At 71.7% G+C, this 21,144-nt stretch carries 18 protein-coding genes, 1 tRNA gene and 1 pseudogene; 5 read left to right on the top strand and 15 right to left on the bottom strand.

Translation table 11 applies throughout. The features are described 5' to 3' along the window. Positions 1–19: 19 nt before the first annotated feature. The gene (gene ribA, locus AB0D34_RS37400) at positions 20–679 is read right to left on the bottom strand and encodes a GTP cyclohydrolase II (RefSeq protein WP_362670129.1); all 660 of its coding nucleotides are present in this window, start codon (positions 677–679) and stop codon (positions 20–22) included. Between the two features lie 38 nt (positions 680–717). Between ribA and AB0D34_RS37395 the strand changes: the two genes are divergently transcribed. After that, positions 718–1,470 carry a creatininase family protein gene (locus AB0D34_RS37395; RefSeq protein ID WP_362670126.1) on the top strand — a complete coding sequence of 251 codons (753 nt, stop codon included), beginning with the start codon at positions 718–720 and terminating at the stop codon, positions 1,468–1,470. Between the two features lie 113 nt (positions 1,471–1,583). On the opposite strand, the pseudogene AB0D34_RS37390 reads toward AB0D34_RS37395, so the two are convergent. From AB0D34_RS37390 to AB0D34_RS37370, 5 genes and pseudogenes are all read right to left on the bottom strand, one after another. Further along, positions 1,584–2,708, bottom strand: a pseudogene (locus AB0D34_RS37390) (lysylphosphatidylglycerol synthase transmembrane domain-containing protein); the annotation flags it as partial. Beyond that, positions 2,705–3,712, bottom strand: a complete 1,008-nt coding sequence (locus tag AB0D34_RS37385; RefSeq protein ID WP_362670123.1) for a class I SAM-dependent methyltransferase — start codon at positions 3,710–3,712, stop codon at positions 2,705–2,707. The gene AB0D34_RS37385 and the pseudogene AB0D34_RS37390, both read right to left, overlap by 4 nt. Next, a complete protein-coding gene (locus AB0D34_RS37380) occupies positions 3,709–4,893 on the bottom strand; it encodes a glycosyltransferase family 4 protein (protein WP_362670121.1) in 1,185 nt (394 codons plus the stop codon). Before AB0D34_RS37380 ends, AB0D34_RS37385 begins: the two co-directional genes overlap by 4 nt. After that, a complete protein-coding gene (locus AB0D34_RS37375) occupies positions 4,890–5,288 on the bottom strand; it encodes a 6-carboxytetrahydropterin synthase (RefSeq protein ID WP_020123858.1) in 399 nt (132 codons plus the stop codon). The genes AB0D34_RS37380 and AB0D34_RS37375 overlap by 4 nt, the downstream gene beginning before the upstream one ends. Before the next feature lie 116 nt (positions 5,289–5,404). After that, complete coding sequence (locus AB0D34_RS37370) at positions 5,405–6,385, bottom strand: zinc-binding alcohol dehydrogenase (protein ID WP_362670119.1); 981 nt, start codon at positions 6,383–6,385, stop codon at positions 5,405–5,407. A gap of 122 nt (positions 6,386–6,507) precedes the next feature. Between AB0D34_RS37370 and AB0D34_RS37365 the strand changes: the two genes are divergently transcribed. Next, positions 6,508–7,299, top strand: coding sequence for a CDP-alcohol phosphatidyltransferase family protein (locus tag AB0D34_RS37365; protein ID WP_362670304.1), 792 nt, complete (start codon positions 6,508–6,510; stop codon positions 7,297–7,299). Positions 7,300–7,302: 3 nt separating this feature from the next. Here the strand turns inward: AB0D34_RS37365 and AB0D34_RS37360 are convergent, their stop codons facing one another. The 5 genes from AB0D34_RS37360 to AB0D34_RS37340 form a co-directional block, all read right to left on the bottom strand. Continuing rightward, a complete protein-coding gene (locus AB0D34_RS37360; protein ID WP_362670116.1) occupies positions 7,303–7,749 on the bottom strand; it encodes a GNAT family N-acetyltransferase in 447 nt (148 codons plus the stop codon). Between the two features lie 881 nt (positions 7,750–8,630). Continuing rightward, positions 8,631–9,842, bottom strand: a complete 1,212-nt coding sequence (locus AB0D34_RS37355) for an MFS transporter (RefSeq protein ID WP_362670113.1) — start codon at positions 9,840–9,842, stop codon at positions 8,631–8,633. After that, positions 9,839–11,626, bottom strand: coding sequence for an ABC transporter permease subunit (locus tag AB0D34_RS37350; RefSeq protein WP_362670110.1), 1,788 nt, complete (start codon positions 11,624–11,626; stop codon positions 9,839–9,841). The genes AB0D34_RS37355 and AB0D34_RS37350 overlap by 4 nt, the downstream gene beginning before the upstream one ends. Before the next feature lie 3 nt (positions 11,627–11,629). Then, positions 11,630–13,120 (bottom strand): ABC transporter substrate-binding protein, encoded by a 1,491-nt coding sequence (locus AB0D34_RS37345; protein WP_362670107.1) that lies wholly within the window; start codon positions 13,118–13,120, stop codon positions 11,630–11,632. Next, complete coding sequence (locus AB0D34_RS37340) at positions 13,117–13,653, bottom strand: GNAT family N-acetyltransferase (RefSeq protein WP_362670104.1); 537 nt, start codon at positions 13,651–13,653, stop codon at positions 13,117–13,119. Before AB0D34_RS37340 ends, AB0D34_RS37345 begins: the two co-directional genes overlap by 4 nt. A 118-nt stretch (positions 13,654–13,771) precedes the next feature. On the opposite strand from AB0D34_RS37340, the gene AB0D34_RS37335 reads away from it, so the two are divergent. Beyond that, positions 13,772–14,731 (top strand): ATP-binding protein, encoded by a 960-nt coding sequence (locus tag AB0D34_RS37335; protein WP_362670102.1) that lies wholly within the window; start codon positions 13,772–13,774, stop codon positions 14,729–14,731. Between the two features lie 56 nt (positions 14,732–14,787). Next, complete coding sequence (locus AB0D34_RS37330) at positions 14,788–15,180, top strand: SCO5389 family protein (protein WP_362670099.1); 393 nt, start codon at positions 14,788–14,790, stop codon at positions 15,178–15,180. A 360-nt stretch (positions 15,181–15,540) separates the two neighbouring features. On the opposite strand, the gene fusA is transcribed toward AB0D34_RS37330, so the two are convergent. The 3 genes from fusA to AB0D34_RS37315 form a co-directional block, all read right to left on the bottom strand. Further along, complete coding sequence (gene fusA, locus AB0D34_RS37325) at positions 15,541–17,574, bottom strand: elongation factor G (RefSeq protein ID WP_362670302.1); 2,034 nt, start codon at positions 17,572–17,574, stop codon at positions 15,541–15,543. A 341-nt stretch (positions 17,575–17,915) separates the two neighbouring features. Then, the gene (locus AB0D34_RS37320; protein ID WP_362670096.1) at positions 17,916–19,025 is read right to left on the bottom strand and encodes a serine hydrolase domain-containing protein; all 1,110 of its coding nucleotides are present in this window, start codon (positions 19,023–19,025) and stop codon (positions 17,916–17,918) included. A gap of 98 nt (positions 19,026–19,123) precedes the next feature. Continuing rightward, positions 19,124–19,211, bottom strand: a tRNA-Leu gene (locus tag AB0D34_RS37315). Between the two features lie 158 nt (positions 19,212–19,369). On the opposite strand from AB0D34_RS37315, the gene AB0D34_RS37310 reads away from it, so the two are divergent. Beyond that, positions 19,370–19,804 carry a PAS domain S-box protein gene (locus AB0D34_RS37310; protein ID WP_362670094.1) on the top strand — a complete coding sequence of 145 codons (435 nt, stop codon included), beginning with the start codon at positions 19,370–19,372 and terminating at the stop codon, positions 19,802–19,804. A gap of 58 nt (positions 19,805–19,862) precedes the next feature. Here AB0D34_RS37310 and frc read toward each other — a convergent pair whose 3' ends face one another. Continuing rightward, the gene (gene frc, locus AB0D34_RS37305) at positions 19,863–21,134 is read right to left on the bottom strand and encodes a formyl-CoA transferase (RefSeq protein ID WP_362670091.1); all 1,272 of its coding nucleotides are present in this window, start codon (positions 21,132–21,134) and stop codon (positions 19,863–19,865) included. Positions 21,135–21,144: the final 10 nt, after the last annotated feature.

The following is a 21,144-nucleotide window of genomic DNA, read 5'->3' as shown; positions in this document are numbered from 1 at the left end:
GCCGGAATCCGTCCGGCGATCAGGACAGGTGGGCCACCGCGTCCAGATGGGGCAGGACGTGGTCAAGACGCTCCCGCTTGGTGCGCAGATAGGTGATGTTGCTCTCGCACGGGGTTATCAGCAGCGGCACCGTCTCGGTGACCTTGATGCCGTGCCGCAGCAGCGCCTCGCGCTTGCGCGGGTTGTTGGACATCAGGCGCACCGAGTTCACGCCCAGGTCGTGGAAGATCCCGGCGGCGACGCCGTAGTCGCGGGAGTCCACGGGCAGGCCGAGCGCGAGGTTCGCCTCGACGGTGTCCAGGCCCTCCGCCTGCAGGGCCATCGCACGCAGCTTGGCGAGCAGTCCGATGCCCCGGCCCTCGTGGCCGCGCAGGTAGACGACGATGCCGCTGCCCGCCTTGACCACGGCCCGCAGCGCCGCGTCGAGCTGGTCGCCGCACTCGCAGTGCTGGGAGCCGAACGCGTCACCGGTCAGGCACTCGGAATGCAGCCGCACGAGGACGTCGTCCGAGCCGATGTCACCGTGGACCAGGGCGACTTGTTCGTCACCGCGGTCGTGATCGAGATAGCCGACGGCCTGGAATTTCCCGTACACGGTGGGCAGCGGCGCATTCACCACGCGCTCCACACCCGTACGCTGGGGGGCCTTCTTGCCGAGTACGCCAACTTTGTCTGTCATGATCTGGTTCCTAAGCAGAGACGAAAGGCCGTGAAAAGATGAGTGGTTCGGGAATACGGTCGGCGGCGTACGGTCTGTTGCCGACGGACACTACGGAAGACGTACGGACGCGGGGGGCGGGCGTCTCAACTCAGGTCGCCGTCCTTCCGGTCGGGAGCTTCGAACAACACGGTGCGTACCTGCCGCTGGCGACCGACACCCTGGTCGCCTGTGCCGTCGCGCGGGAGATCGCCGCGGCGTACCCCGTGCATCTCCTTCCGCCGGTCACGATCTCCTGCTCGCACGAGCACGCGGCCTGGCCGGGCACCGTCAGCATCTCCTCCGTCACCCTTCACGCGGTGGTACGGGACATCGCGGACTCGCTGCGCCGCTCCGGCGTCGAGGCACTGGTCGTGGTCAACGGACACGGCGGGAACTACGTGTTGGGCAACGTCGTCCAGGAGGCCTCCGCCCGCGGGGAGCGGATGGCGCTCTTCCCGGCCGCGGAGGACTGGGAGGCCGCGCGTCTGGATGCGGGGGTGGTCACCTCGCTGCTCACCGACATGCATGCGGGAGAAATCGAGACCTCCATTCTTCTGCACGAACATCCGGAATGTCTCCGACCCGGTTACGAGACCTCCGATTTCGTCGCGGACGACCGTCGTCATCTCCTCACCCTCGGTATGTCCGGTTACACCGATTCCGGTGTCATCGGGCGCCCTTCGCTGGGCTCGGCGGAAAAAGGGAAAGCGTTGCTGGAGAGCCTCGGGGCTTCCTTCGGAGCGTATTTCTCGATGCTCACGGAGGGATAGGACTCCGCCGGGTTCCGCAGTCCCTGGTACCAGCGGACGACGAGGACCACCGCGCCCGGCAGGCTCGCCACGAAGCTGAGGACGCCGTACACGATCGCGGTGGCGAGGCCGGCTTCGGCGCCGAGTCCCATGGCGGCGAACGCCCAGGCGGTGACGCCCTCCCGGGGGCCGAACCCGCCGATGTTCAGGGGCAGTCCCATGGCGAGCAGGGCGAGCACGGCCAGCGGCAGCAGTACGGCGACGGTGGCGCCGGAGCCCGCGATGCGGGCGGCGAGCACGAACATCCCGAGGTGGCCGGCGAGGACGACGGCCGAGGAGAGCGCGACGCCGGGCCAGTTGCGGCGGGACAGCAGTCCCTCGCGCGCCTCGCCGAGGGTCGCGCGCAGGGCCGTGCCCCGGCGGGAGGAGGGCGCCCGGTTCATGCGCAGGGCCACGACGACGGCGAGGGCGCCCAGGGCGGCGAGGCCCACGGCGGGGGCGAGATGACGGGCCTCGGCGAGCACCGGGGACGGCATAGTGAGCAGGACGACACCGCCGACGAGCGCCAACGCGATCTGTCCGGCGGCGCGTTCGAGGACGACCGCGCGCACACCGCGGCCCATGTCGCCGGCGCTCTGCCCGTGGCGCACCGCGCGGTGCACGTCGCCGAGGACGCCGCCGGGCAGGGCCGCGTTGAGGAACAGGGCACGGTAGTAGTCGGCCACGGCGGCGCCGAGCGGCAGCCGGATGCGCAGGCCCCGGGCCACCAACTGCCAGCGCCAGGCGCTGAACACGGTGGTCAGTACGCCGATCGCGAGGGCCGCCGCGAGTGCCGGGCCGTCGATCCGGCGCAGCCCGTCCAGGAAGACACCGGTGCCGAGCCGCCACAGCAGGACGGCGAGGATGGTGACGCCGGCCGCCGTGCCGAAGTGGGTGCGCAGGGCGCGGGAGTTGAGGGCCGAGCGCAGCGCGGTACGCCACCTGGGGGCCCGGGCGGCCGGAGGGCGGGCCTCGGTCACGATCACGCCGATCCGGTCGTGGGAGACGGCGGCGGCGGTGAGGTCCGCGACGGGCACTCCGGCGGCCGCGAGCAGCTCGGCCCGGGCGACGATCGCCTCGGTCCGCGCGGTGAGCGTCTCGTCCCGGGTCCTGAGCACCTCGGCCCGCAGCGTGCGGGCCCGGTCGGAGACGGAGCGCGACTCGACCGGTTCCGCCGGCCGCCGCACAGGCAGGCTCGGGCGCACCGTCTCCACGCTCATGACGCTCCGCCCGTCGGGCGGGACAGCGCCAGCAGGTCGCTGTGGTGGACGACGACCTTCAACTCGCCCGCGCGGCAGGCCTCCAGGCGGTCCTTGAGGTAGCGGTCGGCGCGTTCCTTCAGCTCGGGACGCTCCTCGACGGCCGCGCCGACCCAGCCGCGCAGCCACTGCGCGGTGAGCGCGGAGTCGGCGGGGCCCAGGCGCCAGGCGCTCGGGTGCAGCCGTACCGTCGCGCCCCGCTCGGAGAACGCCTCGCAGGCGACGGTGACGGCGTCCGGGCCGAGCAGTCCGCCGCGCCGCTGGTGGGCGTTGAACGCGTCGGTGATCTCCTCGTCCAGCGGGTCGGACGGGGTCAGTTCGACCCGCCCGGCCACGGAGAGCGTGAGCAGGGCCGGGCAGCCGGCGCCCGTGCAGGCCGCGGCGAGGGTGTCGATCTCCTCGCGGGTGAGGACGTCCAGGAGCGCGGAGGCGGTCACCAGGGAGGCGCCGGCGAGGGCGTCCGGGGTGAGCAGACCGACGTCACCGCGGCGCGTCTCGACGGTGACCCGGCTGCCGTCGGCGGCGGAGCGCGGGGACGCGACGGCCGCGAAGTGCAGGAGGTAGGGGTCCCGGTCGTGCAGGACCCAGTGCTGGGGGCCGTCCAGACGGGGCGCGAGCCAGCGGCCCATCGATCCGGTGCCGCAGCCCAGGTCGTGGATGACGAGCCCGGCCTTGCCGGGCAGGTTGGCCAGCCGGATCCGCAGCGGGTCGATCAGATCGCCGGCCCGGGCTGCCGCGTCGGGCCCCTCCCGCAGCTCCAGCCACTCGGGGGCGTACCGGGGAGCGTCGTCGGGGCCCGCGTCCCGCAGCCGTACGGTGGGACGCTCGCCGGGGCGGGCACTGGGACCGGCACCGGGAATGACCGATTCTGCGTCGACAGGGACACCGGACGTCACCGACGCCACCTCCCGAGGTCCCGGCTGTGCCGGGATCTTCCCGCTCTGCTTGGTCGCCGTCTTCCTCATGCCGCCCTCCTGGGCTCGCTCGGCAGTCGGCCGAGAACTCCGGCCAGGCTGCGGGCCGTGGTCGCCCAGCCGTCCAGGGCGGCCCGCCGGCCCCGGGCAGCCGCCTTGAGCCTGCGTCGTACGTCGGCCTCGCCGAACCAGCCGCGCAGTTCGGCGGCGAGGGCGGCGGGGTCCTCCGGCGGGACGAGGATGCCGGGCACGCCGCCGTCGGGGGCGCGTCCGACCGCCTCGGCGACTCCGCCGACGTCGGTGGCCAGCACCGGGATGCCGCGTGCGAGGGCCTCGGTGACCGCCATGCCGTAGGTCTCGGCATAGGAGGTGAGGACCATCAGGTCGGCGGCGGCGTAGCTGGCGTCGAGCTCGGCCCCGGCCCGCGGTCCGGCGAGGTGCAGGCGGTCCTGGAGGCCGTACTTCTTGATGAGCATCCGCAGATGGGCGACGTACTCGGGATCCTGGGTGATCCCGCCGACGCACACGCAGCTCCACGGCAGGTCCTGTGCGCCGGCCAGGGCCTCGATCAGCCGGTGCTGTCCCTTGCGGGGGGTCACCGCGGCCACGCACAGCAGTCTGGAGACGCCGTCGGTGCCGGAGGCGAGCGGGGCGATGTCGGCACCCGGGGTGGCGACGTGGACCCGCTCGGGGGCGAGGCCGTGGTGCGAGACGAGTCGCCGTACGGCCCAGTCGCTGGTGGCGATGACGGCGGGCACGGCCCGCAGCACCTCGCGCTCCTTGGCGTCCAGTTCGAGGGCGAGCCGCGGTTCGAGTCCGGTCTCGTCGCCGAGCGGCAGGTGGACGAGGACGGCGAGGCGCAGTCGCTCCGCCTCGGGGACGATGATCTCGGGGACCCCGCAGGCGACCAGGCCGTCGATGAGGACGACGGTGTCGTCGGGCAGGTCGCTCAGGGTGCGGGCCAGCTCCGTACGGGCCGGCGCTCCCGGGCGGGGCCAGCTGCCGGCCACCGCGTGCCGCTCGACCTGCCAGCCGAAGCCGGGCAGGTCCAGGCAGACCCGCCGGTCGTAGGCGTTGCCGCCGCTCGGCGCGGTCGGGTCGTCCACGCCGCCCGGCATCACGAAGTGCACGGAGCGCAGGGACATCGGGATGATCTCGGCCTTCTTGAGGGCGGCGTGCTGCACGGGCACGTAGTCGAGCGTGGCCGCCCGCCCGGTGGTCAGGTCGGTCACAGGGCACGCTCGTAACTCGCCCAGGCGACATGCGACTCGTGCAGGGTGACGGTCAGGCCCGCGAGCCCCTTGGCCCCTTCGCCGAGGGCGCCCTTCTCGATGCGCTCGGCGAGCCGGTCCGCGATGACCTTCGCCAGGAACTCCGTCGAGGTGTTGACCCCGGCGAAGTCGGGTTCGTTGTCGAGGTTGCGGTAGTTCAACTCGCTGACGACGGCACCGAGTTCCTGGGTGGCCAGTCCGATGTCGACGACGATGTTGTCGTCGTCCAGCTGTTCGCGCCGGAACGTGGCGTCCACCAGGAACGTCGCTCCGTGCAGACGCTGCGCGGGGCCGAAGACCTCGCCGCGGAAGCTGTGGGCGATCATGATGTGATCGCGGACGGTGATGCTGAACAACGGACGACCCTCCAGGTGCGGCGCGTCTGGTCCCCCGGCTGATCCCTGCCGGGGGATGCCGTGTAGTACGGCTCTCCGCTTCCCCGTGTTCAGCCGTCTCTCACTCTTTTCTCAGGTCAGGCGCTCTTGCCGTACCTCACAAGGTGACAGAGGGCCGGAACTTCCCCACTGGCCAGCTTCGGCATCACCTCCGGCAGTTCTTCGAACGCGCTTTCCCCCGTGATGAGGGCGTCGAGCGCCGGGTCGGCGAGCAGCTTCAACGCGAGGGCGAGCCGGTCGCCGTAGCTGCGGTTCGCGCGGGCCGGGGAGACCGTCCCGACCTGGCTGCTGCGGATGGCGAGCCGCCGGGAGTGGAAGGCTTCGCCGAGCGGCAGACTCACGCGGCGGTCGCCGTACCAGCTCAGTTCCACGACCGTGCCCTCGGCGCGCAGGAGTTCCAGCGAGCGGGCGAGTCCCTGCTCGGTGGCGCTGGCGTGGACGACGAGGTCGCAGTCGCCGAGGGCGTCGGCAGGGGACGCGAAGTCGACACCGAGGGCCTCGGCCGTCTTGGCGCGGGCGGCGTCGGCGTCCACCAACTGGACCCGCACGCCCGGGAAGCGGGCAAGGAGCGCGGCCACCGAACTGCCGACCATGCCGCCGCCGACCACCGCGATCCGGTCGCCGACCAGCGGGGCGGCGTCCCAGAGGGCGTTCACGGCGGTCTCGACGGTGCCGGCGAGGACGGCCCGTGCGGCGGGCACGTCGTCCGGTACGACGGTCACGGCGCTCAACGGGACTACGTACCGCGTCTGATGCGGGTACAGACAGAAGACGGTCCTGCCCTTCACTGCGGAGGGCCCCTCCTCGACCACTCCGACGCTGAGGTAGCCGTACTTCACGGGCCCGGGGAAGTCGCCCTCCTGGAACGGTGCCCGCATGGCCGCGTGCTGGCTCTCGGGCACCCCGCCGCGGAACACGAGTGTCTCCGTGCCCCTGCTGACTCCGGAGTACAGCGCGCGGACCAGCACCTCGTCCTCGCGGGGGGCCGGAAGGGTGAACTCCCGTATCTCGCCTTCACCCGGAGAGCGGAGCCAGAACGCACGTGCGGCGGGCTTCATCGAGAACCTCCTGAACGATCGGGAACTCGGGCACGTACCTCGTTCACGTAACCGAGATGTGCACAGGCCGCGCACAGTACGCGGCCTTGATCGACTCTGTCATCTGGCCGGAGGAATCTGCGGTGGCCCTGAACAACACTTACGAAGCAAGGCTGGTCCAGCAGGAGACCGCTGTCGGAGCGGGCGTTCAGATCCTGTTGCTGGCCCTGCTCGGTACGGCGATCGGCATGGGGCCGGCGGGCTGGCTGACCGGTCTCGCCTTCGCCGTCGCCACCTGGGCCGTGCTCTCCAGGGCGCTGCACCGCACCCGGCCGCGCTCCTTCGGTCCGGCCAACCGGGTGACCCTCGGCCGGGCGATCCTGGTCGGCGGAGTGACGGCCCTGGTCGCGGACTCCTTCCAGGACTCCCCGCCGGTGACGTTGTTCGTGGGTCTGACCGCGGTCGCCCTGATCCTCGACGGCGTCGACGGCAAGGTCGCCCGCGCGACGGGCACCTCGACCCCACTGGGCGCGCGGTTCGACATGGAGGTCGACGCGTTCCTGATCCTGGTGCTGAGTGTGTACGTGTCGATGTCGCAGGGCCCGTGGGTCCTGCTGATCGGCGCCATGCGCTACGGCTTCGTCGCCGCGGCCCGCGTCTGGTCGTGGCTGAACGCCCCGCTGCCGCCGAGCATGGCCCGCAAGACGGTGGCCGCGCTCCAGGGAATCCTGCTGCTGGTGGCCGCGTCGGGGTACCTGCCGCACACGGCGACGTTCGGGGTCGTCGCCGTCGCTCTGGGGACGCTGGTCTGGTCGTTCGGCCGGGACATCCTGTGGCTGTGGCGTACGCACCGGGCCGACGAGGCGGCGGTGGGCGAGCTGCTGGAGCTGGAGTTCGGGGCGGCGGAGCGGGAGCGGGAGGCCGTGGCTTCCTGACGGTCAGCCCTGAAGCGGTACCCGGTACACCGTCGACTCCCGCTGTCTGAACCCCTGTCGTTCGTACAGCCGGTTGGCCGCCGCCCGGTCCGGGCGGGAGGTGAGGTCGACGGTACGGGCCCCGGACTCCCGGGCGAGCCGAATGGCTTCCCTGATCAGCAGTCCCGCGATGCCCTGACCACGTGCCTCATGGTCGACGATCACGTCCTCGATACGGGCCCGCAGTCCGGCGGGCGCGGGGAACATGACCAGGGTGAGGGTGCCGACGACGGCTTCTGCGGACCGGGCGAGCAACATGGTGTTGGCGTCGCAGGCCAGGATCCGGTCGAGCGCCGCGAGATCGAGGGGCGCGGCCGTCGAGGACAGCTGCGGCAGCATCCGAGCGAAGGCATCGACCAGTTCCTGATCCGCCTTCCGGGCGATCTCCACCCGGGGCTCCTGGGTCTCCATGCGTGGACCTTATCGCCGTGCGGTGGGGGGCCTCCGGCGGTTCGTACGACCGTGGTGGGCGAGCCCTACGGCGGTTCGTGTCCCGGCGGTACGCGAGCCCTCCGACGGTTCGTATGACCGTGGTGGGCGAGCCCTACGGCGGTTCGGGTGCCGGCGGCACGCGAGCCTCCGACAGTTCGTGCACCCGCGGCACGCGAGCCTCCGACGCTTCGTGCACCCGCGGCACGCGAGCCTCCGACAGTTCGTGCACCCGCGGCACACAAACCCTCCGGCGAGTTCGTACCGTTGCGGCGCCCGAGCCCTTCGGCGGGCGGGCCGTACCGCTGGGGCCCCGCGTCCATCGGCAGGGCCCCACTGCCTCCACGCCCGGTCCCCGTCCAGCTAGCCGCACCACCACGCAAACCCCCAGCCCACCGGCAGGACCCCACCGCCTTCCACACCCAAGCCCCCTCCAGCAAGCCGCACCACCACGCAAACCCCCAGCCCACCGGCAGGACCCCACCGCCTTCCACACCCAAGCCCCCTCCAGGCGTACTGCTGCGGGGACCCTGGCCCTGCCAGCTCGCCCTCACTGTCCTCGCCCCCGGGTCCTCCGGCAGGCCGCTCCACTGCGGCACCCGAACCCTTCCGCAACACCCCCACCAGCTCCACGCCCCAGCCCTCCGACAAGCCACACCACCTCCGCACCCCACCCCGCCAACAGGCGCTCACCCTCTTCACACCCGAGCCCCCGGCAAGCCGCAACACTGCGGCACCCGACCCCTCCCGCAACACCCCCACCAGCTCCACGCCCCAGCCCTCCGACAAGCCACACCATTGCGGCGCCCACCCGAATCCTCCAGCGGGCCCCGCCCTCCCCGCCCGAGCCCTCCAGCAGTCCTCTACCGCCGCGGCAACAAGCCGATCGCCGCGACCGGTACGGCGGCCAGCACCAGCCACGGCACGGCGGGGGGCAGGTCGGTGTCCAGGAGTGAGCCGGTGATGGAGCTGCCGATCAGCACGATGAGGCCGGAGACCGAGGACAACGCCCCCGTGTACAGGCCGAGTCGGCTCTCCTCCGCGAGATCCGGGACCCAGGCCCGGGCCACCGGCGCGACGAGCATCTGCCCGAAGGTGAGCAGGACGACGAACCCGGCCGAGGGCAACAGTCCCGCCGTACCGGTCCAGTCGGCGGGCCTCGCCACCGCGACGATCGCGAACCCGGCGCCGATCAGCAGCAGTCCGGCCACGATGGACTGGCGCAGCGACAGCCTGGAGCCGACCCAGCGGGTCACGGGGAGCTGCGCGGTCACCACCAGCAGCGAGGACAGGGCGAACAGCCAGGCCAGCGCCGACTGCGACCCGGTCGCCCGCTCCACCTCGTCGGGGAGGGCGAGATAGAGCTGGTTGTAGGCGAGCAGATAGGCACCGTACGCGCAGCACAGGGCGAGAAAGCGCCGGTTGCGGAGCAACACCCGCATGCCGCCCTTGAGTTGGACGCGCCCCCGACCCGGTATGTGCTGCGGCAACAGCCACGCGTGCCCGGCGAGGACGAGCACGAAGATCCCGGCCCCCGCCAGACACACCGTGCGGAAGTCCACCGACAGCAACAGCGCACCGAGCAACGGCCCGACGAACGCCCCGGCCTGCCCGGCGACGGTGAACAGCGCGAGCACACGGGTCCGGGATCCGCCCTGCGCTTCCTGCACGACCGCCTGCCGCGCGACCTCGGACTCCACGGCCGGCGAGAACAGGGCCGCCGCGAACCCGATGAGCAGGACGGCACCGATGACCGTCCAGGTCTCCTCCGCGTACCCGAGCCAGGCGAACCCGGCGATCCGCAGCACACACCCCGCGAGCACGACCGGCCGGATGCCGTACCGGTCGGCCAACGCCCCGCCCACCACGAACAGCCCCTGCTGGCTGAAGGTCCTGAGCCCCAGCACGAACCCGACCAGCCACCCCGCCATGCCGAACGCCTGCCCCAGGTGCTCGGACAGGAAAGGCAGCACGGCGAAGAAGCCGATGTTGAAGGCGAGTTGGGTGAGGATCAGCAGCCGCAGCAGCGGTGAGAGCCGATCGGTCCGCGGCAGATCGACCGAAGCGGAGGTCATCCGGCCTCCACCAACTCCCGTGCGGAGACGGCGTGTTCAAGTTCCGCCGTGGTCGTACGACGCCGCACCCGCCGTCGCGGCCACCGCACCCCGCCCGCCGAACTCACCGCCAGCGCGCCCAGCAGGGCGAGTGCGGCGGCGGGGGCGAGGACGGCCCACGGGGCGCGTTCGGCGTAGGGCTGGTTCTCGGCGAGGAGCAGGCCCCACTCCGGGGAGGGCGGCTGAGCGCCGAGGCCGAGGAAGCCGAGGGAGGCGAGGGCCAGGGCGACGCCGGGCAGACGCAGCAGGGCGTGCCGGATGACGGACGGCAGGATCGCGGGCAGCAGTTCGTGCCGAAGGAGGTACCAGCGGGTCGCGCCCAGACCTCGGGTGGCCGTCAGATGCAGGGTGGCCCGCTCCTGGCGGAGCAGCGAGGAGGTGTGGGCGGCGAGCGCCGCCCAGGAGACGGTGGCCACGGCGATCGCGGGCGTGGCGGGGCCGCTCCCGGCGACGGCGGTCACGAGCAGCGCGGCGAGCACCGGCGGTACGGCGTTGACGGTGTCGACGAGCGGCCCGGACAGCCGGGGCACCAGTCCGAGCAGGACACCGACCACCAGCGCGCCGACACTGACGGCGAGGGCGACCAGCAGGGTGTCGAGGGCCCCGTGTCCGACCCGGGCGAGCAGGTCCCGGCCGAGCGCGTCGGTGCCGAACGGGTGGGCCCAGGAAGGGGATTGGAGACGGGCCCCGGTGTCCAGGGCGAGCGGATCGCGGAGCAGGCCGAGCGTGACGACGGCGGTCAGGAGGCCGCCGTACACGAGAGGCAGGGTGCTGCGGGTGGACCGGCGCGGCCGGTGCAGGGAGTCCAGGGCGCCGTCGCGCAGGGCCGGGCCGACCAGGAGGCGGACAGCGAGTGCCGCGAGGGCGGTTGCGGTGACCGCGAGGAGCAGGAGGGCGAGGGTGCCCGCCTGGAGGACGGGCAGGTCCTGGGCGAGGGCGGCCTGGAGGGTGGTGCGGCCGAGGCCCGGGATGTCGTAGATCCGCTCGACGGCGACGGATCCGGCGGTGAGGCCGACGACGAACAGGCCCAGGTTGGGCAGCAGTGCGGGGACGCAGCGGCGGACCGCCTTGGCGGCGATGGCGCGGCCCGGCAGTCCGCGCGCCTCCGCGGCCTGCGCCCAGGGTTCGGCGAAGGCGGCGGGCAGCAGGTCGTCGAGGAGGCGTCCCAGCACGGCCCCGGCGGGCAGGCCGAGGGCGAGCGCGGGCAGGACCGTCCACTGGGGGCCGTACCAGCCGAGGGCGGGCAGCCAGCCGAGCTGGACGCCGACGACGGTGGCGAGCACGGAGGCGGTGAGGAACTCGGGCAGCGCGGCGAGCATCGCCGAGGCACCGCCGCCGGCCCGTCGCTCGTCGAGGCGCCGGTGTGCGCCGAGCCGGAGGGTGCGGGCGCACACCAGGGCGGCGGTGCCGGCGGCGACCACGAGCGCCACCGTCACCAGCAGCAGGGACACGCCGAGTGCCTGGACGACGGTCGGGGTGACCTGTGTGCCGTTCAGCCATGACCGCCCCGCGTCCCCGCGGGGCAGCCCGCCGAGCCACTGGCCGAGCAGGTGCAAAGGGCCCTGTTCCAGGCCGAGTTGGGCTCTGATGTCGGCCAGGACCCGAGGGTCGGGGTCACGGTCCGCCGAGCGGGCCTTGAGCACGGTGAGCGCCGGGTCGGTGCCGGACAGCCATGGCAGCAGGCCGATCCCGCACACCAGGGCCGCCGCGAGCAGGACCCGCCACAGCAGGGTGGCAACTCGCATGGGTCAGCGTCGCGTTCCGATGCCGACCAGGGTCCGCTCGTACGGGTCGAGGACCACGCCCCGGACCTCGGTGCCGACGCCGACGATGATCCCCTGATGGGCCAGCGGGACCACGGCGTCGGTGCCGAGGATCGCCGCCTCGGCGCGCATGGCCGCGTCCTGCCGCTGACCGGTGTCGGCGACGGCGTCGGCCTCGGCGACCGCCCGGTCGACCTTCTGGTCGCACAACTGGGCGAGGTTGTAGCCGCCGTCGCAGGTGTAGTCGCTCGCGAGGACACCGACGGGGTCGCCGGTGTCGACGAGGCTGTTGCGGGCGCCGATGAACGCGTCGAACTTCCCGTCGAGCGCGTCGCTTTCGAGCCGCGAGTACTCGCGCACGACCAGGGTGACCTTGAACCCGGCCTTCTGGAGCTGCTGTTGGAGGACCTGGGCGACCTCGGGCAGTTCGGGCCGGTTGTCGTAGGTGGCGAGGGTGACGGAGATACCGTTCGGCTTCGCGGCCGCGGCCCGTCCGCTGGGCTGTACGCGTTTGCCCTCGGCCCAGGTCACGGCCGGTCCGTAGATGCCGGTGCCGGAATCGGCGTACCCCTCGAAGACACCCTTCACGAGCGCGGAGCCGTCGACGGCCTCGCGGGCGGCGGCGCGCAGCTTCGGGTTCTTGAAGGGGCCTGATTCCGTGTTGAGTTGGAGGCTGGTGGTGCGGGTGGTGGCGGTCTCCTTGAGAGTGGACTTGTCGAGGGTGGCGGCCTGGGCGACGGGGATCGCCTCGGCGATGTCGACCTGGCCGGTGCGCAGGGCGTTGGCGCGGGCGGTGCCGTCGGCGATGAAGCGGGCGTCGACGCCGGAGGCCTGGGCGCGGCCGCCCCAGTAGTCGTCGAAGCGGTCGAGGGTGGCGGAGGTGGAGCCGGTGACCTTGGTCAGTTCGAACGGCCCGGAGGCGGTGCCGACCGGGTCCACTTGGCCTTCGGTGTAGGCCTTGGCGGCGAACACGGCCAGGTTCGGACTGGACAGCCGGAGCGGCAGCACGGGGTCGGCCGTCTTCGTGGTGATGCGTACGGCGTCCCCCTGGGCCTTGGCGCTCAGCGTGACGCCGGAGAGCGCCGCCGGAGCGGGCTTGGCCTCGGTGGCGTGGGTGAGGGCGGCGGCGACCGCGGCCGGGGTGACCTCGGAGCCGTCCTGGAAGGTGGCCTCGCGCAGGGTGAACAGCCAGGTGCGGTCGTTCTCGCGGCGCCAGGACTCGGCGAGCGCGGGGGCGGCGGCACCGTTGGCGTCGAGCGCGGTCAGGCCCTCGGTGACGCCGAGGCGGCTGAGGAGGGTGGCGTCGGCACCGTACGGCGAGAGGTTCTCGGCGGGCGGGAAGGCGAGGGCGACGCGGAGACGGGAGCCGTCGCTCGCGGCACCTTCGGAGTCTCCCCCGGAGGAGGCGAAGCAGGCGGTGAGGACGGGGGCGAGCAGCAGGGAGCCGAGTATGTGACGGCGTCGCACGGTGGTCATCGCCCCATCGGTATCTCGAAGTGGACGACGCCACTCGCGCCGCCGGTGGTCTCGCGCTCGTCGTGCACGACCTTGCCGATCGACCGCCAGAAGGGTTCGGCGCCCGGGACCGACGGGTCGGTGTGCAGATAGACGGAGCGGTAGCCGCCGTCCGCGGCCGCGAAGGCGAGCAGCTCGTCGACCAGGCGGCGGGCGAGGCCGCGCCTGCGGTGCTCGGGGCGGACGTAGATCCGGCGCAGTTGTGCGGTCTGCCCCGAGGGGTAGCGCTCGGCCAGTTCACGCGGGTTCGGCGGGTGGGCGGGGCCGCGGGAGTCGAGGGCGCCGGTGGCCACGACAGTCCCGTTCTCCCGGTCGAGGGCAACGAGGAGGGTGTGGCGGGGCGGCACGAGGTAGGCGGCGGCCGGGTCGACGATGTCGCCGTGCCAGCGGGGCACGTACCCGGTTCTGAAGTCGCGGTAGACGGTGTCGAGCATCACGGCTCGCGCACCGTCGAGTTCGTCCGGGCTCGCCGCCCTGATGCTGTAGTCACGCACTTGCACATCATATGCATTTACTTTCCCGCCTTGATCGGCGGGGGTGATTTGACAGTGATCGACAGCACGCCATAAAACCTACTGACATGACATCCATTTTCAAAAAGATGGAGCGGTAGTGCGCATCGCGTTCGTCGGCAAGGGCGGCAGCGGCAAGACCACCCTGTCGGCGCTCTTCTCCCGCCATCTGGCCCGCTCCGGCGCACCGGTGCTGGCCGTGGACGGCGACATCAACCAGCACCTCGCGGAGGCGCTGGGCCACGACGGCGACGAGCCTTTGGACGCCCCTCCGTTGGGCGCGCATGTGGCCGAGATCAAGGACTTCCTGCGCGGCACCAATCCGCGGATCACCTCCCGCGAGGCGATGATCAAGACGACCCCGCCGGGCCGCGGCTCACGCCTCCTCGGCCTGCTGGGCGACGACGAGTTGCACGCTCGCCATGTCCGGCGGGTGGGTGACGTACCGCTGATGGTGACGGGCGAGTTCGACGAGAGCGATCTCGGCGTGGCCTGCTACCACTCCAAGCTGGGCGGGGTGGAGCTGTACCTCAACCACCTGGTCGACGGCCCCGGCGAGTACGTCGTGGTCGACATGACGGCCGGCGCGGACGCCTTCGCCTCGGGCCTGTTCACCCGCTTCGACATGACCTTCCTGGTGGCCGAACCCACCCGCAAGGGCGTCTCGGTCTACCGCCAGTACCGGGACCACGCACGGGAGTTCGGGATCCGGATCGCCGTGATCGGCAACAAGGTGACCGGCGAGGACGACCTGCTCTTCCTCAAGGAGCACGTCGGCGAAGACCTGTTGACCCACCTGGTCCAGTCGTCCTGGGTGCGCGCGGCCGAACAGGGCCGCGCGGAGGGCGACTTGGAGTCACTGGAGTCCCACAACCGGCACGCCTTGACGGTCCTGCGCGAGGCCGTCGACTCCCACCCCCGGGACTGGTCTGCGCTCCACCGCCACGCGGTGGAGTTCCACCTCCGCAACGCCCGCTCCTGGGCGAACGAGGCGACGGGCCTCGACCTGGCGGCCCAGGTGGACCCGGGCTTCGTACCGGGCCCTGCCGCCCTCAGCTGACCTTCCCCCTTGATTCACGATTCGCATCACGACAACAGGACAGGAACCCCCCTCACATGTCTCTCGACGTCTCCCCGAAGCTCCTCGCCGAAGCCGAGCAGGGCGATATCCGCGAGGCGGACTTCGTGGACACCGTCCGCACGTCCCTCCCCTACGCCTACGAGCTGATCGCCTCGCTGGCCGGTGAACTCAAGGGCGGCACCGCCGAGTTCACCGACAACCAGACCCCTCCCCCGTCGGAGAAGGAGCGCGGCCAGCTCCTGCGCGCCCTCGCCAGCGACGCCATCCGCGGCAGCCTGGAACGCCACTTCGGCGTGGCCCTGGCCTTCCAGAACTGCCACCGGGTGGCCGCGTTCCGCCCGGAGTCGGTGACGGGTGAGAAGTACGCCCGCTTCACTTCGGTGCGCTCGCAGGTGCTGAACCAGTCGCCGGAGTTCCGGGACTGCTGACCCCGGCGTCCCCGTCGCCGATTCGTTCGGACTCGGACAGGACTCACCGCGTGGGCCCCTGGGCGACGAGGTACGGGTGGAGAACTGGAACCCCGGGGAGTTGCTCCGGGAATGGCTGGGGACGAGTTCGTACCCAGGAAGCCGACCGCTCGACGGTGACTTCCGAGCCGCGCTTCCAGCGTTCGAGTGCCCTCGCCTCCACACACGCCCCCACCAGCGGACCTCGACGCACTCGTCGATCACCTGCGGAGGTGCCTGGACAGCGGTGTCGCCCTTGATGAGATCGGGATCAGAAGGGCGTAGGGCGGCAGTACCCGCCGCCCTACGCCCCCTTTACTCACGGGACTTCCGTCGCGTCCCTCACCGTGCCGGTGTCACCGCCGGAGCCGGCGCATACCCCGTCGGTCGGGCCGTGAAGGTGCCGCGGCCCTGGGTGCGGCTGCGCAACCTCGTGGCGTAGCCGAAGAGTTCGGCCAGCGGCACGGTCGCCGTGACGATCGCCGAACCGCCGCGCGTGACCGAGCCCGAGACCCGGCCGCGGCGCGCGGCGAGGTCGCCGAGCACCGCGCCGACGGCGTCCTCGGGCACGGTGACCGTGACCTCGACGACCGGTTCCAGGAGGACCATCGCGCAGGCGCGCAGGGCCTCCCGGAGGCCGAACCTGCCTGCCGTGCGGAAGGCCGTGTCCGAGGAGTCCTTCACATGGGTCGCCCCGTCGGTCAGGGTGACGCGCAGCCCGGTCACCGGGTGCCCGCCGAGGGGGCCCTCGGTCAGGGCGTCCCGGCAGCCGGCCTCGACCGCGCGGACGTACTCCTGCGGGACGCGTCCGCCGACGACCGTCGAGCGGAACTCGAAGCCCTCCTCGGCCGGTTCGACATCGAGCACGACGTGCGCGAACTGCCCTGCCCCGCCGTCCTGTTTGACGTGCCGGAAGACAAGGCCCGACACTCCACGCCCGACCGTCTCCCGGTAACTCACCCTCGGACGGCCGACGTTGAGCGCCATGCCGTGCTCGCGTCGCACCTTCTCCACAGCGACCTCCAGGTGCAGTTCGCCCATGCCGGACAGCAGGGTCTGACCGGTCTCGGCGTCGGTGCGGACGACGAGCGACGGGTCCTCCTCGGCCAGCCGCGCGAGCGCCGAGGCCAACCGGTCGGTGCCGAGCGAGCGTTGGGGTTCGACGGCCACGGACACGACCGGCTCGGCCACCCTCGGCGGTTCGAGCACGAGAGGGGCGTCCGGCGCGCACAGGGTCGATCCCGCACGGGCCGACTTCAGCCCGACGACCGCGACGATGTCGCCGGCGACCGCGCGCTCCAGCGGGTCGTGCCGGTCGGCCTGTACGCGCAGGATCCGCCCGATGCGCTCGGTGCGCCGCGCGCCCGCGTCCCATACGGTGGCTCCCTTCTCGATCGTTCCCGAGTACACCCGGACATACGTCAGCCGTCCCGTCGGAGTGGCGTTCACCTTGAACGCCAGTGCCGCGAAGGGTGCCGACGGGTCGCAGACCCTCTCCTCACCGTTCTCACCTCGTACGGCGGGCACGTCCAGCGGCGACGGCAGATACGCCACCACCGCGTCCAGCAGCGGTTCGATCCCGCGGTTGCGGTAGGCCGAACCGCACAGGACCACCACGCCGTCGCCGCTGCGGGTGAGGTCCCGCAGGGCGGCGGCGAGGGTGTCGGCGGAGAGGGTCGCCCGGTCGCAGAACTCCTCCAGGGCGGCCGGGTGCCGTTCGGCGACCGCTTCTTCCAGCAGCCGACGTCGCCGTACGGCCTCCTCGCGCAGACCGTCCGGCACGGGCCCCTCTTCGACGGCGGTGGTGCCGTCCGCCCAGGTCAGCGCCCGCATCCTCAGCAGGTCGACGACTCCGGTGAAGCCGTCCTCGCTGCCGATGGGCATCTGCACGACCAGCGGGGCCGGATGCAGCCGCCGCCGGATCGACTCGACGGCCGTGTCCAGGTCGGCGCCCGCCCGGTCCAGCTTGTTGACGAACGCGATCCTGGGCACACCGTGCCGGTCGGCCTGCCGCCACACCGACTCGCTCTGCGGTTCCACGCCCGCGACCGCGTCGAACACCGCGACCGCCCCGTCGAGCACCCTGAGCGAGCGCTCCACCTCGTCGGCGAAGTCGACATGCCCCGGGGTGTCGATCAGGTTGATGCGGTGCCCGACCCACGCGCAGCTCACGGCCGCCGCGAAGATGGTGATCCCGCGGTCCCGCTCCTGCGAATCGAAGTCGGTGACGGTGGTGCCGTCGTGGACCTCGCCCCGCTTGTGCGTGGTTCTGGTGGCGAACAGGATCCGCTCGGTGACGGTGGTCTTCCCGGCGTCGACATGGGCGAGGATGCCGAGGTTGCGGACGACGGCGAGCGGGTTGGGGTGGGTGGTGATACGCACGGCCCAGGGCCTTTCGAGTGGATGATGACAGGGCGGCGCGATGGCCCGTACGACGGCATGAGGCGACGTCAAAATGCCTTGGTGCGGCGGGAGTTGTGACGTCAGACAGGCGTGACGGGCGTCCGGTGCCGACCGCGCAGCGGGCACCGGAGGATCGAGGACACGAGGATCACGTCGTACGACGCCCGGGGAACGGCGACAGCGCTGCGCACGCACACGGCCGTACTCCCCTCACTCGTCGTTCCTCGTCATGGGCTGCGTGGTGAGTGTAGGGAAACAGGCAGGGGCGGGGCACGGTATTTTCCGCGCCCCGCCCCTGCTGGTCGGCGGGCTGCCTAGCGCAGGCCCTGGAGGCCGTCGTAGGCGGACATGACGAGGTCCAACCCCCGGGTGTCCTCGGCGGGTTCGCGCATCTGGTCGGTCGCGTACGCCACCACCATGCGGGCGTCGGGGTCGATCATGACGAGGGAGCCACCCCAGCCGCCCCAGCCGAAGGTGGTGCCGAAGAGGCCGTAGCCGAGGCCGTACCGCTGGGCCATGCCGATCACGCGGTCCTCGCCACTGAACTGTTCCTCCGTGGCGCGCTCGGCGCCCGCAGCCGACAGCAGCCGTACGTCCCGGACCGTTCCTCCGCAGGCGAGCGCGGACTGGACGAGCGCGACCGAACGGGCGTTGCCGAAGCCGCTGGCGGCGGGGATCTGCCCGCGCCGCCAGGCCACGCTGTTGGCGTCCCTGACGCGGAACGCGGTACCGGTGGCGGGGGCCGCGTCGGGGCCGGGGTTGGCTGCGGCCGCGGTGTAGTCCTCGTCCCGGCCGGGCGGCGGGACGGTGGGGGCGACGCGGTCGTCGTGTTCGGCGGGGAGCCCGATGTGGAAGTCGGCGCCGAGCGGGCCGGTCACTTCCTGGGCGAGGAACTGGCCCACGGTGCGGCCGGTGATCCGGCGCAGGACCTCGCCGACAAGGAATCCCTGGGTGAGCGAGTGGTAGCCGGCCGCGGTGCCCGGTTCCCAGAGGGGCGGCTGGGCGGCGAGCCGGGCGGTGACGGCCTCCCAGTCGTACATCTCCTCGACCGGGCCCTCCCAGTGCGGCAGCCCGGCGGTATGCGAGAGCAGGTGCCGTACCAGCACCTTCTCCTTGCCCGCCGCGGCGAACTCCGGCCAGTACCGGGCGACCGGGGCGTCCAGGTCGAGCTCGCCGCGGTCGGCCAGCATCAGCGCGCACAGCGCGGTCATCGTCTTGGTCGTGGAGAAGACGTTGGTGATCGTGTCCCGCTCCCACGGAGCGGTCCGGTCCGCGTCGGCGAAGCCGCCCCAGACGTCCACCACCGGTTCGCCGTCCACGAAGACGGTGACGGAGCCACCGACGTCCCCTTCGTCGAGCAGCGCTGCCAGCCTGGTGGGGACCGCGGAGAAGAGGTCGTCGTAGGTGCCCTGGATGTCGGCCATGCCGGGTATTGAGCGCCTGCCGCGTCGCCCAGGTCAACCGAATTCGGGGCGCCCGTAACGCCGTAACGCGAAAGACCCCACGTGAAGTGGGGTCTCACTGGTGTCCGAGGGGGGACTTGAACCCCCACGCCCGATAAAGGGCACTAGCACCTCAAGCTAGCGCGTCTGCCATTCCGCCACCCGGACCAGGTGTCTGCCGCCTGGCCGGGGGTGTTCCCCGCGGCGACAGGCACAACAATACCAAGCTTTCGGAGCGCCCTTCACCTGCATATCCGTCCCGTACGGGGACATGAAGACTGTATTCTGTATACTGTTGCCACCAATGACTCCGGCTCGGAGGCGACATGGAAGATCTGGATTCCGCGGTGGTGCTGGGCATGGCGGCGCAGGCACCCGACGGCATAGTGATCACCGACGACGAGGGGCTGATCCGTTACTGGAACCGGGGTGCGGAGCGCATCTTCGGGTTCGCGGCGGCCGACGTTGCGGGGCGCAGTCTGGACGTCATCATTCCCGAGCGGCATCGCAAGCGGCACCAGGAGGGATTCGAGGCGGCCATGGAGCGGGGGTACAGCAAGTACGGGGACGCGGACCTGCTGAACGTCCCCGCGCTGGCGGCGGACGGCCGCAAGCTGTCCATCGAGTTCAGCGTGGTGCTGCTGCCGGGTCCCGACGACAGCACCTACGTGGGGGCGGTCATCCGGGACGTCACCGTGCGCCGCGAGCGGGAGCGGGAGCTGATGCGGCGGCGGGCCGAGGCCGCCCAGGCATCGGTGTGATCGCTGCTTCGTGCCGAAGGGCCGTGACCTCGAAGGTCACGGCCCTTCGGCGTTCCGCTCAGACGATGACGCCGCTCTCCTTCAGCCGGCCGATGGTCTCCTCGTCGTAGCCCAGCTCGACCAGGACCTCGGAGCTGTGCTCGCCCAGCAGCGGGGCGCCGACGACCTCCGGCTTGAAGGAGGAGAACTTCACCGGGCTGCCGACGGTCAGATACGTGCCGCGGCCCTTCTGCTCGACCTCCACGACCGTGCCGCTCCTGCGCAGGTCCTCGTCGTAGGCGATCTCCTTCATGCTCATCACCGGGGCGCAGGGCACCTCCCACTCACGCAGGATGTTCACCGCCTCGTACTTGGTCTTGTCCGCGAGCCACTTCTCGATCTCCTCGAAGATCTCGAAGATGCGCGGCTGGCGGGCGCGCGCGGTGGCGTAGTCCGGGTCCTCGGCCCACTCGGGGTGGCCGATCGCCTCGGCGGTGCGCTTCCAGTTCTGCTCCTGGACGGTGAAGTAGATGTACGCGTTCGGGTCGGTCTCCCAGCCCTTGCACTTGAGCACCCAGCCGGGCTGGCCGCCGCCGCCCGCGTTGCCGCCGCGCGGCACCACGTCGGTGAACTCGCCGTTCGGGTACTGCGGGTACTCCTCCAGGTAGCCGACCCGCTCCAGGCGCTGCTGGTCGCGCAGCTTGACCCGGCAGAGGTTGAGCACGGCGTCCTGCATGGAGACGGACACCTTCTGGCCCCGGCCGGTCCTGCCGCGGTCGATGATCGCGGTGAGGATGCCGATCGCCAGGTGCATCCCGGTGTTGGTGTCGCCCAGGGCCGCGCCGGAGATGGTCGGCGGGCCGTCCCAGAAGCCGGTGGTGGAGGCGGCGCCGCCCGCGCACTGGGCGACGTTCTCGTAGACCTTGAGATCGTTCCAGGAGGACTGGTCGTTGAAGCCCTTGACCGAGCCGAAGATCAGCCGCGGGTTGAGCTCCTGGATGCGCTCCCAGGAGAAGCCCATACGGTCCAGGGCACCCGGCGCGAAGTTCTCCACCAGGACGTCGGCGTCCTTGATGAGCTTCTCCAGGACCTCCTTGCCCTCCGCGGTCTTGGTGTTGATGGCGAGGGAGCGCTTGTTGCTGTTGAGCATCGTGAAGTAGAGCGCGTCGAGGTCCTCGATGTCCCGCAGCTGCTTGCGGGTGACGTCGCCGCCGTTGGGGCGCTCCACCTTCAGGACGTCGGCGCCGAACCAGGCGAGCATCTGCGTGCAGGCGGGACCGGCCTGGACCCCGGTGAAGTCGATCACCTTGATTCCGGCGAGCGGCATGTCCCTAGAAGATGCAGTACTCATGTCTGCTTCC

This window comes from Streptomyces sp. NPDC048420 (assembly GCF_040651535.1).
In the GTDB taxonomy this organism is placed as follows: domain Bacteria; phylum Actinomycetota; class Actinomycetes; order Streptomycetales; family Streptomycetaceae; genus Streptomyces.
This window is presented reverse-complemented; position numbering and strand designations above follow the sequence as displayed.

Excerpts from the sequence above, each read along its gene's own strand:
- ribA (WP_362670129.1), bottom strand. The coding sequence starts at position 679 with ATGACAGACAAAGTTGGCGTACTCGGCAAGAAGGCCCCCCAGCGTACG.
- AB0D34_RS37395 (WP_362670126.1), top strand. The coding sequence starts at position 718 with ATGAGTGGTTCGGGAATACGGTCGGCGGCGTACGGTCTGTTGCCGACG.
- AB0D34_RS37385 (WP_362670123.1), bottom strand. The coding sequence starts at position 3,712 with ATGAGGAAGACGGCGACCAAGCAGAGCGGGAAGATCCCGGCACAGCCG.
- AB0D34_RS37370 (WP_362670119.1), bottom strand. The coding sequence starts at position 6,385 with ATGAAGCCCGCCGCACGTGCGTTCTGGCTCCGCTCTCCGGGTGAAGGC.
- AB0D34_RS37360 (WP_362670116.1), bottom strand. The coding sequence starts at position 7,749 with ATGGAGACCCAGGAGCCCCGGGTGGAGATCGCCCGGAAGGCGGATCAG.
- AB0D34_RS37355 (WP_362670113.1), bottom strand. The coding sequence starts at position 9,842 with ATGACCTCCGCTTCGGTCGATCTGCCGCGGACCGATCGGCTCTCACCG.
- AB0D34_RS37350 (WP_362670110.1), bottom strand. The coding sequence starts at position 11,626 with ATGCGAGTTGCCACCCTGCTGTGGCGGGTCCTGCTCGCGGCGGCCCTG.
- AB0D34_RS37345 (WP_362670107.1), bottom strand. The coding sequence starts at position 13,120 with ATGACCACCGTGCGACGCCGTCACATACTCGGCTCCCTGCTGCTCGCC.
- AB0D34_RS37330 (WP_362670099.1), top strand. The coding sequence starts at position 14,788 with ATGTCTCTCGACGTCTCCCCGAAGCTCCTCGCCGAAGCCGAGCAGGGC.
- AB0D34_RS37320 (WP_362670096.1), bottom strand. The coding sequence starts at position 19,025 with ATGGCCGACATCCAGGGCACCTACGACGACCTCTTCTCCGCGGTCCCC.
- AB0D34_RS37310 (WP_362670094.1), top strand. The coding sequence starts at position 19,370 with ATGGAAGATCTGGATTCCGCGGTGGTGCTGGGCATGGCGGCGCAGGCA.
- frc (WP_362670091.1), bottom strand. The coding sequence starts at position 21,134 with ATGAGTACTGCATCTTCTAGGGACATGCCGCTCGCCGGAATCAAGGTG.